Annotated in this window: 17 protein-coding genes and 1 pseudogene; all 18 read left to right on the plus strand. The window is 45.2% G+C overall.

Going from position 1 to position 16,247, the window contains the following annotated elements:
* Nucleotides 1–180: 180 nt before the first annotated feature.
* Nucleotides 181–1,959, plus strand: a complete 1,779-nt coding sequence (aspS, locus tag B7360_RS11840) for an aspartate--tRNA ligase (protein WP_085343566.1) — start codon at nucleotides 181–183, stop codon at nucleotides 1,957–1,959.
* A gap of 142 nt (nucleotides 1,960–2,101) precedes the next feature.
* Nucleotides 2,102–2,848, plus strand: coding sequence for a YebC/PmpR family DNA-binding transcriptional regulator (locus B7360_RS11845; RefSeq protein ID WP_047008558.1), 747 nt, complete (start codon nucleotides 2,102–2,104; stop codon nucleotides 2,846–2,848).
* Nucleotides 2,849–2,950: 102 nt separating this feature from the next.
* Nucleotides 2,951–3,472, plus strand: a complete 522-nt coding sequence (gene ruvC / locus B7360_RS11850; RefSeq protein ID WP_012841980.1) for a crossover junction endodeoxyribonuclease RuvC — start codon at nucleotides 2,951–2,953, stop codon at nucleotides 3,470–3,472.
* A gap of 67 nt (nucleotides 3,473–3,539) precedes the next feature.
* Nucleotides 3,540–4,151, plus strand: a complete 612-nt coding sequence (ruvA, locus tag B7360_RS11855) for a Holliday junction branch migration protein RuvA (protein ID WP_012841979.1) — start codon at nucleotides 3,540–3,542, stop codon at nucleotides 4,149–4,151.
* Between the two features lie 289 nt (nucleotides 4,152–4,440).
* A complete protein-coding gene (ruvB, locus tag B7360_RS11860; RefSeq protein WP_031780162.1) occupies nucleotides 4,441–5,445 on the plus strand; it encodes a Holliday junction branch migration DNA helicase RuvB in 1,005 nt (334 codons plus the stop codon).
* 461 nt (nucleotides 5,446–5,906) lie between these two features.
* The gene (cydA, locus tag B7360_RS11865) at nucleotides 5,907–7,493 is read left to right on the plus strand and encodes a cytochrome ubiquinol oxidase subunit I (RefSeq protein ID WP_012841977.1); all 1,587 of its coding nucleotides are present in this window, start codon (nucleotides 5,907–5,909) and stop codon (nucleotides 7,491–7,493) included.
* A gap of 17 nt (nucleotides 7,494–7,510) precedes the next feature.
* Nucleotides 7,511–8,647, plus strand: a complete 1,137-nt coding sequence (gene cydB, locus B7360_RS11870) for a cytochrome d ubiquinol oxidase subunit II (protein WP_074191084.1) — start codon at nucleotides 7,511–7,513, stop codon at nucleotides 8,645–8,647.
* A 12-nt stretch (nucleotides 8,648–8,659) separates the two neighbouring features.
* On the plus strand, nucleotides 8,660–8,767 hold the full coding sequence (cydX, locus tag B7360_RS11875) for a cytochrome bd-I oxidase subunit CydX (protein WP_000270284.1): 108 nt from the start codon (nucleotides 8,660–8,662) through the stop codon (nucleotides 8,765–8,767).
* Nucleotides 8,760–9,062 carry a cyd operon protein YbgE gene (ybgE, locus tag B7360_RS11880; protein WP_074191085.1) on the plus strand — a complete coding sequence of 101 codons (303 nt, stop codon included), beginning with the start codon at nucleotides 8,760–8,762 and terminating at the stop codon, nucleotides 9,060–9,062. The genes cydX and ybgE overlap by 8 nt, the downstream gene beginning before the upstream one ends.
* Nucleotides 9,063–9,234: 172 nt before the next feature.
* Nucleotides 9,235–9,654, plus strand: coding sequence for a tol-pal system-associated acyl-CoA thioesterase (gene ybgC, locus B7360_RS11885; RefSeq protein WP_012841975.1), 420 nt, complete (start codon nucleotides 9,235–9,237; stop codon nucleotides 9,652–9,654).
* Nucleotides 9,644–10,342 carry a protein TolQ gene (gene tolQ / locus B7360_RS11890; RefSeq protein WP_005378301.1) on the plus strand — a complete coding sequence of 233 codons (699 nt, stop codon included), beginning with the start codon at nucleotides 9,644–9,646 and terminating at the stop codon, nucleotides 10,340–10,342. Before ybgC ends, tolQ begins: the two co-directional genes overlap by 11 nt.
* Before the next feature lie 3 nt (nucleotides 10,343–10,345).
* Nucleotides 10,346–10,789, plus strand: coding sequence for an ExbD/TolR family protein (locus B7360_RS11895; protein WP_005378298.1), 444 nt, complete (start codon nucleotides 10,346–10,348; stop codon nucleotides 10,787–10,789).
* Between the two features lie 13 nt (nucleotides 10,790–10,802).
* Nucleotides 10,803–11,870, plus strand: coding sequence for a cell envelope integrity protein TolA (gene tolA, locus B7360_RS11900; protein ID WP_053807177.1), 1,068 nt, complete (start codon nucleotides 10,803–10,805; stop codon nucleotides 11,868–11,870).
* Between the two features lie 12 nt (nucleotides 11,871–11,882).
* The gene (tolB, locus tag B7360_RS11905) at nucleotides 11,883–13,235 is read left to right on the plus strand and encodes a Tol-Pal system beta propeller repeat protein TolB (RefSeq protein WP_005390758.1); all 1,353 of its coding nucleotides are present in this window, start codon (nucleotides 11,883–11,885) and stop codon (nucleotides 13,233–13,235) included.
* 30 nt (nucleotides 13,236–13,265) lie between these two features.
* A complete protein-coding gene (gene pal, locus B7360_RS11910) occupies nucleotides 13,266–13,790 on the plus strand; it encodes a peptidoglycan-associated lipoprotein Pal (protein WP_005378293.1) in 525 nt (174 codons plus the stop codon).
* 15 nt (nucleotides 13,791–13,805) lie between these two features.
* On the plus strand, nucleotides 13,806–14,558 hold the full coding sequence (gene ybgF / locus B7360_RS11915; protein WP_006742904.1) for a tol-pal system protein YbgF: 753 nt from the start codon (nucleotides 13,806–13,808) through the stop codon (nucleotides 14,556–14,558).
* A gap of 253 nt (nucleotides 14,559–14,811) precedes the next feature.
* On the plus strand, nucleotides 14,812–15,873 hold the full coding sequence (gene nadA / locus B7360_RS11920; RefSeq protein ID WP_005390762.1) for a quinolinate synthase NadA: 1,062 nt from the start codon (nucleotides 14,812–14,814) through the stop codon (nucleotides 15,871–15,873).
* A gap of 118 nt (nucleotides 15,874–15,991) precedes the next feature.
* Nucleotides 15,992–16,192: pseudogene (locus tag B7360_RS11925) on the plus strand (ion channel); the annotation flags it as partial.
* Between the last annotated feature and the right edge of the window lie 55 nt (nucleotides 16,193–16,247).

Consider the following 16,247-nt stretch of genomic DNA (forward strand, 5'->3'; position numbering starts at 1 on the left):
TTGGTGCGCTTTTGAACATTTGTTGTACTAAAAAGCACCAGTGAATGATAAAACACACGTAATTGTATGTTGAGTAGTCGATTTTCGTGGACATTCAGCGTATAACTGAATCTTTACTCTGCTTGGCAATGAGGCTGACAGAGCGTAGTTAACAACATTTGAGAGATTGGGAATTTCATTATGCGTACCCATTACTGTGGTCACCTGAACAAGTCCCTTGCAGGACAAACTGTAGAACTTTGCGGCTGGGTTAACCGTCGTCGTGATTTAGGCGGTCTTATTTTTATTGATATGCGAGATCGCGAAGGTATCGTTCAGGTAGTTGTTGATCCAGATATGGCGGATGCGTATGAAGTGGCTAACACACTTCGTAATGAATTCTGTATCAAACTAACGGGTGAAGTACGCGTTCGTCCAGAAAGCCAAGCAAACAAAGACATGGCAACAGGTGAAGTTGAGATCCTTGCGACAGGTCTTGAAATCATCAACCGCAGTGACGTTTTGCCTCTAGACTTCAACCAAAAGAACTCTGAAGAGCAACGTCTGAAGTACCGTTACTTAGACCTTCGTCGTCCAGAAATGAGTGACCGCATCAAGCTACGTGCTAAAGCATCTAGCTTTGTTCGTCGTTTCCTAGATGACAACGGCTTCCTAGATATCGAAACACCAGTACTAACGAAAGCGACACCAGAAGGCGCGCGTGACTACCTAGTACCTAGCCGTGTTCACAAAGGCAGCTTTTACGCGCTTCCTCAGTCTCCACAGCTATTCAAACAGCTTCTAATGATGTCTGGTTTTGACCGTTACTACCAAATCGTTAAGTGTTTCCGTGATGAAGACTTGCGTGCTGACCGTCAGCCAGAATTCACTCAGATCGATATCGAAACGTCATTCATGACGGCTGACCAAGTACGTGAAGTGACGGAAAACATGGTTCGCGATATGTGGCAAGAGCTACTAAACGTAGACCTAGGTCAGTTCCCAGTAATGCCATTCAGCGAAGCGATTCGCCGTTTCGGTTCTGACAAGCCAGACCTACGTAACCCACTAGAGCTAGTAGACGTTGCTGACCTAGTGAAAGACGTTGAGTTCAAAGTATTCTCTGGCCCAGCAAACGATGAGAAAGGTCGCGTTGCCGTTATTCGCGTTCCAGGTGGTGCATCTTTGACTCGTAAGCAAATTGATGGCTACGGTGAATTCGTTGGTATCTACGGTGCGAAAGGTCTAGCTTGGATGAAGGTTAACGATCGTGCAGCAGGCATGGAAGGTATCCAATCTCCAGTAGCTAAGTTCCTAAACGAAGATGTGATCAACGCTATCCTAGATCGCACTCAAGCGGAATCTGGTGACATCATCCTATTTGGCGCTGATAAAGCGGGTATCGTTGCAGAAGCAATGGGCGCGCTACGTTTGAAACTAGGTAAAGATCTAGAGCTAACTGACGAATCTGCATGGGCTCCACTATGGGTTGTTGACTTCCCAATGTTCGAAGAAGATGACGAAGGCAACCTACACGCGATGCACCACCCATTCACGTCACCTCTAGGTGTGACTGCGGAAGAGCTAAAAGCGAACCCAGCTGCGGCAAACTCTAACGCTTACGATATGGTTCTAAATGGTTACGAAGTTGGCGGCGGTTCTGTTCGTATCCACAACGCAGATATGCAAGAAGCCGTATTTGATATTCTAGGCATCACACCTGAAGAGCAACAGCTTAAGTTCGGCTTCCTGCTTGATGCACTAAAATTCGGTACGCCTCCACACGCTGGTCTTGCATTCGGTCTTGACCGTCTAGTGATGCTGCTATGTGGTACCGAGAACATCCGTGATGTTATTGCATTCCCGAAAACAACAGCAGCGGCGTGTCTACTAACAGACGCACCAAGTATTGCGAACCAAGCTGCGCTAGAAGAGCTAGCAATCGCAGTGACTGCAGCGAAAGAAAAAGACGCAGAATAAGCGCACAACATTTGAAGAAAACTCCCGCAACTGCGGGAGTTTTTGTTTAAATAAACCCAAGAAACTTCCAAAGCAATTTCCCAAGCAACGCTTTTTAGCTCATGTTTGCTATTAAGCGTCAAAATACATTAAAAGGTGAATTATGGCAGGTCATAGTAAATGGGCGAATATTCGTCACCGTAAAGCAGCGCAAGATGCGAAGCGCGGCAAAATCTTTACCAAATTAATCCGTGAAATCGTTGTTGCTGCAAAAGAGGGAGGCGGTGAGCCAGAAAATAACCCACGTTTGCGAGCTGCAATTGATAAAGCGTTGTCTAACAACATGACGCGTGACACTGTCAACCGCGCTGTCAGCCGAGGTGCTGGTGGTGAAGGCGACGACAATATGGAAACCGTAATCTATGAAGGTTATGGTCCGGGTGGCACTGCGGTCATGGTCGAATGTATGACGGATAACCGAAATCGCACAGTATCAGGTGTACGCCATGCGTTCTCGAAGTCAGGAGGCAATCTGGGTACGGATGGTAGTGTAAACTATCTTTTCGACAAGAAAGGCGTGATCTCATATGCTCCAGGTTTAGATGAAGATGCGGTGATGGAAGTGGCGTTAGAAAGTGGCGCTGATGACATCGAAACATCAGAAGATGGCTCGATTGATGTTTACACCGTACCAAGCGATTTTGGACTCGTAAAAGATGCCCTTGATGCCGCAGGTTTTGAGGCGGAGAACGCCGAAGTGTCGCTTATCCCTTCAACGAAAGCAGAACTGGATGTGGACACTGCGCCAAAACTGCTTCGTTTGATTGACGCTTTAGAAGATTTGGACGATGTTCAGGAGGTTTATCACAACGGTGACATCTCTGACGACGTTGCGGCCTCTCTAGAGTAAACTCAATGTGCAGTGAGCGGTATTCGCTCCGAAGTTAGAAAGTAAGCTAAAAGTAATAATAAGAAATTGAGGCCGTATTCGGCCTCATTTTTAGGAATATTCATGTCAATTATTTTGGGCATTGACCCAGGTTCACGCATTACCGGTTATGGGGTCATTCGTCAAAATGGACGTCATTTGCAATACCTTGGTAGTGGCTGTATTCGTACTTCAGAAAAAGAACTTCCGGGCCGTCTTAAGCAGATTTACGCTGGCGTCACGGAAATCATTACCCAGTTTCAACCGGACGTATTTGCGATTGAACAAGTGTTTATGGCTAAAAATGCGGATTCAGCATTAAAGCTTGGCCAGGCTCGTGGCAGCGCAATTGTTGCTGCGGTGAATGCAGAGTTGCCGGTATACGAATACGCCGCGCGTCTTATTAAGCAAGCTGTAGTCGGTACTGGTGGTGCGGACAAAGCGCAAGTTCAACATATGGTTCAGCAAATGCTTAAACTGCCCGCCAAGCCTCAAGCGGATGCAGCCGATGCTTTAGGTGTGGCGATTTGTCATGCCAATACGAACAAAACCCTCGTTGCCTTAGCGGGCAAAGCAACCAGTGCCAGAAAAGGGCGCTACCGATAAAATTAACTGGATGTCTATCCAGTTCTTTATTATCCTGTCGCAAATTCATTTCCAAAGAGTATTTATAGTGATTGGACGTCTTCGTGGCACACTGATTGAAAAACAACCACCTGAAGTATTAATTGAAGTTAATGGCATCGGTTATGAAGTCCAGATGCCAATGAGCTGTTTTTACGAGCTGCCAAATGTTGGCGAAGAAGCCATTATTTATACTCACTTTGTCGTCCGTGAAGATGCACAATTGCTATACGGTTTCAACACAGTAAAAGAACGCGCACTTTTCCGTGAAGTGATCAAAGCCAATGGCGTTGGTCCTAAACTCGGTCTTGGTATTCTCTCTGGTATGACAGCAACGCAATTTGTTACTTGTGTGGAACATGAAGACGTTTCTACGCTGGTTAAGCTTCCAGGCGTTGGCAAGAAAACCGCAGAGCGATTGGTTGTTGAAATGAAAGACCGCTTGAAAGGGTGGGGCGCTGGCGATCTATTTACACCATTTACGGATGCTGCTCCTGCGGATTCTGGTGCGACATCCAACAACGCGGAAGAAGAGGCAATTAGCGCGCTTCTAGCTTTGGGTTACAAGCCGACTCAAGCGTCGAAAGTGGTGTCTCAGATCGCTAAACCGGACATGAGCAGTGAGCAAATGATCCGTGAAGCTCTAAAATCAATGGTGTAACGCTGGTTTCACAGTGAGCATTTGTTCAAGATAACTCATTCTCTAAGGTTAATGCCAATCGCTTAACGATATTTTTTGTGTCATTCCAGCGAGCCTAGCGAGACTGGGAATCTAATAGCAGCACGCTGAGCGGTTAATGAAACAATTTGACCATAAACCGCTCGGATAGAAGATCCTGTATCACGCTCCTTCGTCGCTGTACAGGATGACGAGATATAGAAAAAATATGCCACTTGCTGTTAAACGAGCGGCATTATTCTCTCAGGTAACCATTTTTCAAGGTAAAAAGATGATTGAAGCCGATCGTTTAATCGCGCCAGAAAACCCTGCCTTTCGTGATGAAGATGTCATTGACCGTGCTATTCGGCCAAAAAAATTAGCGGATTACCAAGGTCAGGATCATGTCCGTGACCAAATGGAGATCTTCATTAAAGCTGCTCAGTTACGTAGTGAAGCTCTTGATCACCTTTTGATTTTTGGTCCTCCAGGTTTGGGTAAAACCACACTTGCGAATATCGTTGCCAATGAAATGGAAGTGAACATTCGCACCACTTCGGGCCCTGTACTTGAGAAAGCAGGGGATTTGGCCGCGCTGTTAACTAACCTAGAAGAAAACGATGTGTTGTTCATCGATGAGATTCACCGCTTGAGCCCGATGGTTGAAGAGGTTCTGTATCCGGCGATGGAAGATTATCAACTGGATATTATGATCGGTGAAGGTCCGGCCGCTCGTTCTATTAAGATCGATTTACCACCATTTACGTTAATTGGTGCGACGACCCGAGCGGGCTCTTTAACGTCACCATTGCGCGATCGCTTTGGTATTACTCAGCGCCTTGAGTTTTATAAGATAAAAGACCTCCAAGATATTGTGCAGCGCAGCGCGGATTGTTTAGGTTTGTCAATGGAACCTGAAGGTGCATTGGAAGTGGCAAGACGTGCACGTGGCACACCACGTATTGCTAACCGTCTACTACGTCGTGTTCGCGATTATGCGGAAGTGAAAGGAAATGGTCACATTTGTGCAGAGGTTGCCGACAAAGCGCTGAATATGCTTGATGTGGACGCCGAAGGTTTCGATTATATGGACCGCAAACTGCTACTCGCAATTATGGAGAAATTTGGTGGTGGTCCGGTCGGACTCGATAACATGGCGGCAGCGATTGGTGAAGAAAAGGATACTATCGAAGACGTTCTTGAGCCTTATCTTATTCAGCAAGGTTATTTACAACGCACTCCACGTGGAAGAATCGCGACAGATCGTGCGTATTTGCATTTCGGAATTGAAAAATAAGATTCCCTCGCTGGGCCTTTGCGGCCCAGCTCTTCATTAAAGTTGACCAAACTCACATTTTTTGAATTTCTTCTCATACCAGTTTAGTAAGTAAAAAGCATTGATTGTTAACTCTATGTTTGCTCACAACTGGTTAATTTCTCTCCTGATTACTCTCTCTTAACATCCGTATCTAATACTGGTTGATCTGGATCAATGTGATGGATTTTTGTGCAAATTCCGCGCATAAACATTGATGTATATCAAAGCGCATTCCGGCTATAAACCTTTTGAAACAATCTGTTTTTACAAGTAATATTAGCCCTAGCTATATTAGCTGATGCTTAACAATTAACTAACCAATGAAGCACATTTTTGCAACAATGAGTTGTGATAATTCAACATTTTTCAAGTGTAAATAACACTTGAATATGGATTGCAATATGTAGAGAGTGTCATTCAGCCGACACATAGGAGTTACCATGATTGACGTAGTTGATCTATCGCGGTTGCAGTTTGCACTGACAGCGATGTATCACTTCCTATTCGTACCATTGACCCTTGGTATGGCCTTCCTTCTGGCCATTATGGAATCGATGTACGTAATGACGAACAAGCAAATCTACAAGGACATGACCAAGTTCTGGGGTAAGCTATTCGGTATTAACTTTGCACTTGGTGTGGCGACAGGCCTTACCATGGAATTCCAGTTTGGTACGAACTGGTCTTACTACTCCCACTATGTAGGTGACATCTTCGGTGCGCCGCTAGCGATCGAAGCCCTTGTCGCATTCTTCCTGGAGTCAACTTTTGTTGGTCTATTCTTCTTCGGGTGGGATCGTCTATCTAAACGTCAACACTTAGCGGTTACTTGGCTTGTGGCGCTGGGCTCTAACTTCTCTGCACTTTGGATTCTTATCGCAAACGGCTGGATGCAAAACCCAGTAGGCGCGGACTTTAACTTCGAAACCATGCGAATGGAAATGGTAAGCTTCTCTGAAGTTGTACTAAACCCAGTTGCTCAGGTTAAGTTCGTGCATACGGTTGCTTCTGGTTACACTTGTGGCGCAATGTTTATTCTAGGCATCAGTTCATACTACCTATTAAAAGGTCGTGACATTGCGTTTGCTCGTCGTTCATTTGCTATCGCTGCATCTTTCGGTATTGCAGCTATCTTATCTACCATCGTTCTTGGTGACGAATCTGGCTACGAGCTTGGTGAAGTTCAAAAAGTGAAGCTTGCTGCAATTGAAGCAGAGTGGCACACAGAACCAGCTCCAGCAGCGTTTACGTTGTTTGGTGTTCCTAACCAAGAAACCATGCACACAGATTACGCAATCAAGATCCCTTACGTAATGGGTATCATCGCGACACGTTCTTTTGATGAGCAAGTAACAGGTCTTCGTGACCTACGTGATGAGCACGTCGATCGTATTCGTGACGGTATGTACGCGTATGAACTTCTAGAGAAGCTTCGCGCAGGTGACAAGTCAGAAGAAAACATGACTGCGTTTGATGAAGTGAAGGGTGACTTAGGTTACGGTCTACTTCTAAAACGCTACACAGACAATGTTGTTGATGCGACAGAAGAGCAAATCCAAGCTGCTGCGGATGACTCAATCCCAACAGTATGGCCGCTATTCTGGTCATTCCGTATCATGGTTGCTTGTGGTTTCATCATGCTATTCGTTTTCGGTGCGGCATTTATTCAAACGTGTCGTCAGAAGATCGAACAGAAACAATGGATTCTTAAAGCTGCACTATTCAGCATCCCACTACCGTGGATTGCGATTGAAGCGGGTTGGTTCGTCGCTGAGTACGGTCGTCAGCCATGGGCTGTTGGTGAAATTTTACCAGTGCACGTTGCAGCTTCTGCACTAACTGCTGGCGAAATCTGGACTTCACTATTCGCAATTCTGGCGCTATACACGGTATTCCTGGTTGCAGAAGTTTACCTAATGTTGAAATTCGCTCGTAAAGGCCCAAGTAGCCTGAAAACGGGTCGCTACCACTTCGAGCAAAATGCTGACTCTGTTGAAGACAAAGTTAGTCGCCAAGTAGAAGCGTAAGGTAAGGAGATAACAAGATGTTTGATTACGAAATCTTGCGACTCATCTGGTGGGTACTAATCGGTGTTCTACTAGTTGGTTTTGCAGTAACAGACGGTTTCGATATGGGTGTAGGCGCGCTTGTACCTATTATCGGTAAAAACGACACGCAACGTCGCGTCATGATTAACTCAATAGCCCCTCACTGGGATGGTAACCAAGTTTGGCTTATCACTGCTGGTGGTGCATTGTTTGCAGCTTGGCCTTTGGTTTATGCAACGTCATTTTCAGGCTTCTACTTAGCGATGATTTTGACACTAGCAGCACTGTGGCTTCGTCCTCTGGGCCTAGACTACCGCTCTAAAATCGAAGATCCAAAGTGGCGTAATACCTGGGATATCTGTATCTCAATCAGTGGTTTTGTTCCACCAGTCATCTTTGGTGTAGCGTTTGGCAACCTACTACAGGGTGTACCATTCCAATTGAGTGAGTTCTTGATGCCAACATACCATGGCTCATTCTTTGGTCTTCTAAACCCATTTGCACTGCTGTGTGGCTTAGTTAGTTTGTTCATGATTTTGATGCAAGGTTCGACTTGGCTACAAATGAAAACAACGGGCGAAGTGCATGTGCGTGCTCGCAACGTTGCTCAGTTGGCTGGTTTACTGACGGTTGCAGCGTTTGTAGCTGCTGGTTTCTGGATCCAAAATATTGATGGTTACGTCATTGTTGGCGGTATCGACACTAATGCAGCTTCTAACCCTCTAAACAAAGAGGTAATCCGTGAAGCTGGTGCGTGGATGAAGAATTTTGAAAACTACCCACTACTATGGGCTGCTCCTGTACTAGGTGTCGCAATGCCGCTTCTTGCCGTATTGGCATCTCGTCTTGAAAAATGTGCGATTTCGTTCATTACTTCAAGCTTGGGTGTTGCTGGCGTTATCTTTACTGCAGGTTTTGCGATGTTCCCATTCATCATGCCTTCAGACTTAATGCCAAGCCACAGCTTAACAATGTGGGATGCAACGTCATCTGAACTGACTCTGAATCTAATGACAGGCGTTGCGTTTGTTATGGTACCAATCATCCTTGGTTACACGTCTTGGACTTACTACAAGATGTTTGGTCGCCTTGATGATCAGTACATTGAAGACAACAAAAACTCACTTTACTAAGGAGCATTTACTATGTGGTATTTCGCATGGATTCTAGGTGTACTACTTGCTTGTGCATTCGGTATCATCAACGCTCTTTGGTTAGAGCACTCAGAAATGATGGACAAAGACAGTGAGTAATCTCGCTGATAAGGTAGCGCAACTTCACGCTCCGATGGATAAGACTCTGTTAAGAGTCTTATCTCTCATCCTTGGCTTTATGCATGTAGGATTGGTGATGTGGGATCCTGAAGCTTACCATCAAGCAATTGGTGGTTTTAACTCAATCATCGCACCAGCACTGATTTGGTCTGTATGCTCAAGCATGGTTTACGGTGTGGGCTTCAAACCGAGAAACTGGTACTGGCAAGCTTTGTTTAGTCCCTACTTTTCGTTAGCTATCTTAATTTATTTAACTGCAATTTATTTCTTTTAGGCTGAAATACGCTGTAATAAAGTCGGTTACTAAATCATCGAATAAAAGCTAGGTATTTCGCCTAGCTTTTATTTTTTCTACAAATTTCAAAAATATTCCCTTAGCTCGGTACCAATTGCTGTCGCTTCAGTTATAGTAATTACTTTAAAGAATTGAATATATTGGGACTCCCTTGCAAGGCACATCAAATCTCTTTCGCTGGCCGATCACCGTGTACTATGAAGACACCGATGCGGGCGGCGTTGTATATCATTCTAATTATCTAAAATTCTTTGAGCGCGCGCGGACAGAAATGTTACGTGCTAAAGGCATTTCTCAACATGTGTTACTGGAACAAAATATCGGCTTTGTTGTCCGACACATGGATATTGATTTCAACCAAGGGGCAAGGCTGGACGAGCATTTGACAGTATTGACCCGAGTGTCAGAAATAAAACGTGCTTCCCTGCAATTCTGTCAAGAGTTGGTCAATGATCAAGGCAAGATATTGTGCAAGGCCTCTGTTAAGGTAGCATGTATCGATAATAAGAAAATGAAACCAATAGCTATTCCAACCTTTATAAATTCGGAGCTAACAAATAGTGACTGCTGATATTTCCATTTTAGATCTCTTTCTTCAGGCCAGTCTGTTGGTAAAGCTTGTGATGCTGACGTTGCTTGGCATGTCAATTGTGTCATGGGCAATGATCATCAAGCGCAGCAAAGTGCTTTCTCAAGCGTCAAAGAATGCAGAGCAGTTTGAAGACAAATTCTGGTCGGGTACTGATCTTTCTCAGCTTTACCAAAAAGTAAAAGCGCGTAAAGACGAAATTGAAGGCACAGAAGAAATTTTTTACGCAGGTTTCACGGAGTTTGCTCGTCTACGTAAGAGCAACGCAAACTCACCAGCGTACATCATGGAAGGCACTGGCCGCGCAATGCGCGTTGCTGTCTCTCGTGAAGTTGATGAACTAGAAACAAGCTTACCGTTCTTAGCGACAGTCGGTTCTATCAGTCCTTACATCGGCCTATTTGGTACCGTTTGGGGCATCATGCACGCTTTTATTGCGTTGGGTGAAGTAAAACAAGCTACGCTGTCTATGGTTGCACCGGGTATCGCCGAGGCATTGATCGCGACAGCGATGGGTCTATTTGCGGCTATCCCGGCTGTAATGGCCTACAACCGCCTAAGCAATAAAGTGAGCAAACTAGAGCACACTTACGCAACATTTTCTGAAGAATTCCACAGCATCCTTCATCGTCAAGCGATGGCTGGCCGAGACAGCGCGGATAAGGAATAAAGCATGGCGGGTTATCAACCTAAAAAGCGAAAAATGACAGCGGAGATCAACGTTGTTCCGTATATCGACGTAATGCTCGTACTGTTGATCATTTTTATGGCGACCGCTCCATTTGTGACTCAAGGCGTCGATGTTGATCTTCCGAAAACATCGACCGCTGAATCTATGCAAGACCTTGCTGGCGAAACTGACAGTAGTTTTATCATCATCGAAATTGATAGCGAGGGTAATTTAGGCCTAAGCGTAAACGATGAAGAAGTTCAGCGAGGTTTGTCGTTGCAAGATGTTATTGTGCGAGTGAAAGCGGAGCGAGAGGTTAAGCCAGATTCACCAGTTGCGGTAGGTGGCGACGCGGCAACACCATATGCCGATGTTGTCCTATTACTGGATGAACTAAGTCGAGCTGGTATCCCTAAGGTAGGTCTAATGACCGATATCAGGGAATAGACATCAATTATCTATGAAAGATCACAAGAAGAAACCCAACCAATACGCCAAACCGATAGCAATATCGGTTGGTTTGCATGCAATTCTCGTTGCAGCCCTGCTTTGGGGGACGGACTTCAACATGTCTAAACCAGAGCCTACAGGGCAAATGGTTCAAGCTGTTGTCATCGATCCAAAACTTGTGCAGCAACAAGCGAAAGAAATTCGCCAGCAACGTGAAAAGGCAGCAAAAAAAGAACAAGAGCGTCTTGATAAATTGAGACGCGAAGCAGAGCAGCTAGAAAAAAACCGTAAAGCTGAAGAAGAGCAAATTCGCAAGTTGAAAGAACAGCAAGCGAAAGATGCTCAAGCGGCACGAGAAGCAGAAGCTGCACGTAAGAAAAAAGAACAAGAGCGCAAGCAGGAAGAAGAACGTGTTCGCAAAGAAAAAGAGCGAGCTGCTAAGCTAGAGAAAGAGCGTAAGGCAAAAGAAGAAGCTGTGCGTAAAGCTGAGCAGGAGCGTTTAGCGAAAGAAGCGGCTATAGCAAAAGCTGAGCAAGAACGTCTAGCTCGTGAAAAGGCGGCAAAAGAAGCGGAAGAAAAAGCACGTCGTGAGCGTGAAGCCGCTGAAAAAGCTGAACAAGAGCGCATCGCAAAAGAGAAAGCGGCAAAAGAGGCGGCAGAGCGAGAGCGCAAAGCGAGAGAAGCCGCGGAACGTGCAGAGCGCGAGCGTAAAGCGCAAGAAGCCGCGCTAGATGATATTTTTGCAGGCCTTGAGGATGAGGTTAGTAAAAATAGTGCTGCTCGAAATCAATTTATTGACGACGAACTTTCTCGAATGTCATCCATCTATACTCAAAATATTCAGCAAAAGTTGATTAAGGATGACTACTTGCTGGGAAAGGAGTGTAGGGTAAACATCAAATTGATTCCGACAGGAACTGATATGATGGTCTCTGGTGTTACCGTTTTGAGTGGCGATACTCGAGTATGTGCAGCGGCGAAGCGAGCGATAGCTCAGGTAGGGACGTTCCCTAAATCTTCAGAAGCTGCGGTAAACGAAAGACTAAAAGACATCAACATAACTGTTGCTTTGGACTAAAAGGAATAAGACGTGATTAGACGCCTTTTACTAGGAATGTTTGTACTGTTTAGCAGTATGACAAATGTGGCGAATGCCGCATTAGAGTTGGTCATTACCGATGGTATTGATTCAGCACGACCAATTGCTGTTGTTCCGTTTAAGTGGGAGGGCACTCAAGCGCTTCCAACGGATATTTCTGCTGTTATTGCCTCGGATTTGCAACGCAGTGGTAAGTTCAGCCCCGTTCCAACGAGCAAGATGCCACAAACTCCGTTCAGTGAATCAGAAGTCAATTTTGATGCCTGGACTAATTTAGGTGTAGATGCTCTGCTGACTGGCTCAATCAAACAAAATGCTCAAGGTGATTACGTTATCAACTACCAACTTGTTGATATTGTGCGTGGCCAGCTAACGGGCGGGAAAAGTAAAGCGCTTGGTAGCGATGGCGAATTAGTACTGTCAAAAGATCATGTGCTGTTCAATAAGGTCGCGACCGTTCAAGGCCCTCGCATGCGAGAGTACGCTCACCGCATCTCTGATTTGGTGTATGAGCAGTTAACGGGTGACCGTGGCGCCTTCATGACCCGTATTGCATACGTGGTGGTGAATGATAAAGACCGTTTCCCTTACCAACTTCGTGTGGCTGATTACGATGGTTACAACGAGCGCTTGGTTTTACGTTCTAAGCAACCATTAATGTCACCAGCATGGTCGCCAGATGGTAAAAAGCTTGCGTATGTTAGCTTCCAAAATGGTCAAGCAGAAATCTTCATCATGAACATCTACACCGGTGAGCGTGAGAAGATTACTTCATACCCACGTCATAATGGTGCGCCAAGATTTTCGCCTGATGGCAACAAGTTAGCGATTGTTCTCTCTAAGACAGGCTCGCTTCATGTTTATACATTTGACCTTAACACTCGTAAGCTGACGCAAATTACGCGTGGCAGATCAAATAATACGGAACCGTTCTGGCATCCGGATGGAAAATCGTTGATTTTCACATCGGATAGGGGTGGTAAACCACAGATTTATCAAGTAAATTTGGGCAGCGGTTCTATTGACCGTTTGACTTGGCAAGGCAGCCAAAATTTGGGTGGCCAGATTACTCCTGATGGGCGATTCCTAGTAATGGTGAACCGCAGCAACGCAGGATTTAACTTGGCGAAACAAGATTTGGAAACTGGTGCTCTTCAAGTCTTAACTAAGACCTTGCTTGATGAGTCTCCTAGTATTGCCCCAAACGGTGGCATGGTTGTGTATAGCTCGATTTACAACAAGAAAAACGTACTATCGATGGTGTCAATTGATGGTCGATTCAAAGCTAGATTACCGGCAACAAATGGGCGTGTTAGAGCGCCTGCATGGTCACCGTTTTTGTAGTAATAAGTTTGATTAATAAAGGAAAATAAGATGCAACTGAACAAGGTTCTAAAAGGGCTACTAATCGCGCTTCCTGTAATGGCTGTTACAGCGTGTAGTTCAAGCGACGACGCTGCTTCTAACACTGGTGCAGCAACAAACAACAATGGCGCAGTTGAAACAACAGTAGCTACGCCAATTGATCAAAGCGGTCAGCTAACAGAGCAAGAGCTAAAAGAGCAAGCGCTACGCGAAACTCAAACAATCTACTTTGCTTTTGATAACTCAACAATTGCAGCAGATTACGAAGAGATGCTTGCAGCTCACGCTTCTTACCTAAGCAAGAACCCAGCACTTAACGTAACTATCGAAGGTCACGCTGATGAGCGTGGTACTCCTGAGTACAACATCGCTCTAGGTGAGCGTCGTGCACAAGCAGTAGCGAACTACCTACAAGCACTAGGTGTTCAAGCTGACCAAATCTCAATCGTTAGCTACGGTGAAGAGAAGCCACTTCTTCTAGGCCAATCAGATGAAGTTTACGCTAAGAACCGTCGCGCGGTTCTAGTATACTAATTCGAGGTAATCCTCATGTTCAGTAACACTAAGCGCGCTGTTGCGCTTACGTTACTGGCAAGTGCAGCGAACTTTGCGTTCGCTGCACCAGCTCCAGTATCCGATCTCAACAGCACATCATCCGTCTCTAAGAGCCGTTCATCTGAAACGGAAGTAGAGCGTCTAGAGCGCTTGCTACAAAACCGCAATCGCGTTCAGCTCCAAATGCAACAGCAAATTGACCAAATGTCACAAGAGATCAGTGAATTACGTGGTCAATTAGAGCGAAATAGCTACGAAATGAAGCAAATGTTGCAACGTCAACGAGAGTTGTTTGTCGAGCTAGATCGTGTGCGTGGAGAAATCAAATCCGCGCCTGCGCAAGAAGCGAAACCGGCTAAAACAGGTGGTCAGTATACGCCAAATGTTGATGAGCAAACGGCATACCAAAATGCAGTCGACCTCATTCTCAAGAAACGTGACTACACTGGCGCAATTGCAGCGTTCCAGCAGTTCCAGAAAGATTATCCTGACTCCACATACTCAGCGAATTCTCACTATTGGCTAGGCCAATTGTACTTCGCTAAGAAGCAGGACAAAGATGCTGTAAAGAGCTTTGCTGCGGTGGTGTCATATAAAGACTCCAATAAGCGAGCCGATGCTTTGCTCAAGTTAGGTGAAATCGCTGAGCGTAATAACAATGCAGCTCAAGCGAAAAAGTACTACCAACAAGTGGTTGATGAATACCCAGGTAGTGCATCTGCAAAACTTGCCAGCTCTAAGCTGTAAGACGTTATGTTTTAAAAAGGAAGCTTCGGCTTCCTTTTTCTTTTCCGTTTCTTTATCGGTGGTGATCGAATAAATCGAGAGGAATGGCATCGAGCCTTTTATCCCCATCTTGCAACGGATCCTTTCAATCAGAAATGCTACCTGTAACAAAGATATACGGCTAGATAGCTAGAAATCCCCGCGACAAGTTGGTTTTTGAAAATTAACGAGGTTACAATATTCGGATTAAAGGAAGTTGCGTAGAGCAAGAGCAATGAGCCATATATTAGATAAAATCGACACTGTTTACCCATTCCCACCGAAGCCAGTTCCATTAAGCGAAGAAGAAAAAGCGTCTTACATTGAGCGCATTAAAAAGCTGCTAAAAGAAAAGGATGCGGTACTTATCGCACACTATTATACCGATCCTGAGATTCAAGCCCTAGCGGAAGAAACGGGTGGTTTTGTTGGTGACTCGTTGGAAATGGCGAAGTTTGGTAATCGTCATCCTGCAAGCACACTGATCATTGGCGGTGTTCGCTTTATGGGCGAGTCGGCCAAAATCTTAACACCAGAAAAGCGAATTCTAATGCCAACGTTGGAAGCGGAATGTTCGCTCGATCTTGGCTGTCCAGCGGATAAGTTCAGTGAGTTCTGTGATGCTCACCCTGATCACACGGTTGTGGTTTATGCAAATACGTCTGCCGCAGTTAAAGCTCGTGCCGATTGGGTCGTTACATCAAGCATTGCGCTTGAAATCGTGGAACACTTAGACGCTGAAGACAAGCCAATCATCTGGGGACCAGACCGTCACCTAGGGTCGTACATCGCTAATAAAACTGGCGCAGACATGCTGCTATGGCAAGGTGAGTGTGTGGTTCATGATGAGTTTTCTGCTGATGCACTACGCAAAATGAAGAGCGTGTATCCAGATGCGGCTATTTTGGTTCACCCTGAATCACCAGCAAGTGTCGTAGAACTTGCCGATGCCGTTGGCTCGACGAGTCAGTTGATCAAAGCAGCGAAAGCGCTTCCTCATAAACAAATGATCGTTGCGACAGACAAAGGCATTTTCTTTAAAATGCAGCAACTTGTGCCAGAGAAAGAACTTATCGAAGCGCCAACCGCAGGTGCTGGCGCAACATGCCGTAGCTGCGCACACTGCCCTTGGATGGCAATGAACGGTTTGAAAGCGATAGAGAAAGCGCTTAGTGAAGGCGGTGAAGAACACGAGATCTTTGTTGATGAAGAATTGCGTGTTAAATCGCTCATTCCGTTAAATCGTATGCTGGACTTTGCTGAGCAGCTAAATATGCAAGTGAAAGGTAATGCTTAAAAAGTAGGCGTAACTGAAAGTAAATCTCAAAAACCAGCCGAATATGGCTGGTTTTTTTGTGTCTTACTATCAATGAGTTACTATTGATGCAATCAATGAATGTCGAGGTTATAAATTTATGGCGGTGTGGTTAGTAGTTAAAAAGTGGCTTAGTTCACACCTTTTTAAATTGAGCAACCGAAGTCTTCTCATCTTTAGTGGCTTATATGTGAGCCTTTCATGGGGACTGCTCGTTCTCGCTGGTGAAACCGCATTAACAGACAGCTTCTCTAACTTTATCTATTACCTTATGGTTACGGCGAGTACGGTTGGCTATGGTAAGGTCAAGTTAAAAGTCTGAATGATAATGTCAAGTTGAATAAACTAAAACTCTG

Source organism: Vibrio sp. ArtGut-C1 (assembly GCF_002105475.1).
GTDB classification, from domain to species: Bacteria; Pseudomonadota; Gammaproteobacteria; order Enterobacterales; family Vibrionaceae; genus Vibrio; species Vibrio diabolicus.

Coding starts and splice junctions, on each gene's coding strand:
- aspS (WP_085343566.1), top strand. CDS start 181: ATGCGTACCCATTACTGTGGTCACCTGAACAAGTCCCTTGCAGGACAA.
- B7360_RS11845 (WP_047008558.1), top strand. CDS start 2,102: ATGGCAGGTCATAGTAAATGGGCGAATATTCGTCACCGTAAAGCAGCG.
- ruvC (WP_012841980.1), top strand. CDS start 2,951: ATGTCAATTATTTTGGGCATTGACCCAGGTTCACGCATTACCGGTTAT.
- ruvB (WP_031780162.1), top strand. CDS start 4,441: ATGATTGAAGCCGATCGTTTAATCGCGCCAGAAAACCCTGCCTTTCGT.
- cydA (WP_012841977.1), top strand. CDS start 5,907: ATGATTGACGTAGTTGATCTATCGCGGTTGCAGTTTGCACTGACAGCG.
- cydB (WP_074191084.1), top strand. CDS start 7,511: ATGTTTGATTACGAAATCTTGCGACTCATCTGGTGGGTACTAATCGGT.
- cydX (WP_000270284.1), top strand. CDS start 8,660: ATGTGGTATTTCGCATGGATTCTAGGTGTACTACTTGCTTGTGCATTC.
- B7360_RS11895 (WP_005378298.1), top strand. CDS start 10,346: ATGGCGGGTTATCAACCTAAAAAGCGAAAAATGACAGCGGAGATCAAC.
- tolA (WP_053807177.1), top strand. CDS start 10,803: ATGAAAGATCACAAGAAGAAACCCAACCAATACGCCAAACCGATAGCA.
- pal (WP_005378293.1), top strand. CDS start 13,266: ATGCAACTGAACAAGGTTCTAAAAGGGCTACTAATCGCGCTTCCTGTA.
- ybgF (WP_006742904.1), top strand. CDS start 13,806: ATGTTCAGTAACACTAAGCGCGCTGTTGCGCTTACGTTACTGGCAAGT.
- nadA (WP_005390762.1), top strand. CDS start 14,812: ATGAGCCATATATTAGATAAAATCGACACTGTTTACCCATTCCCACCG.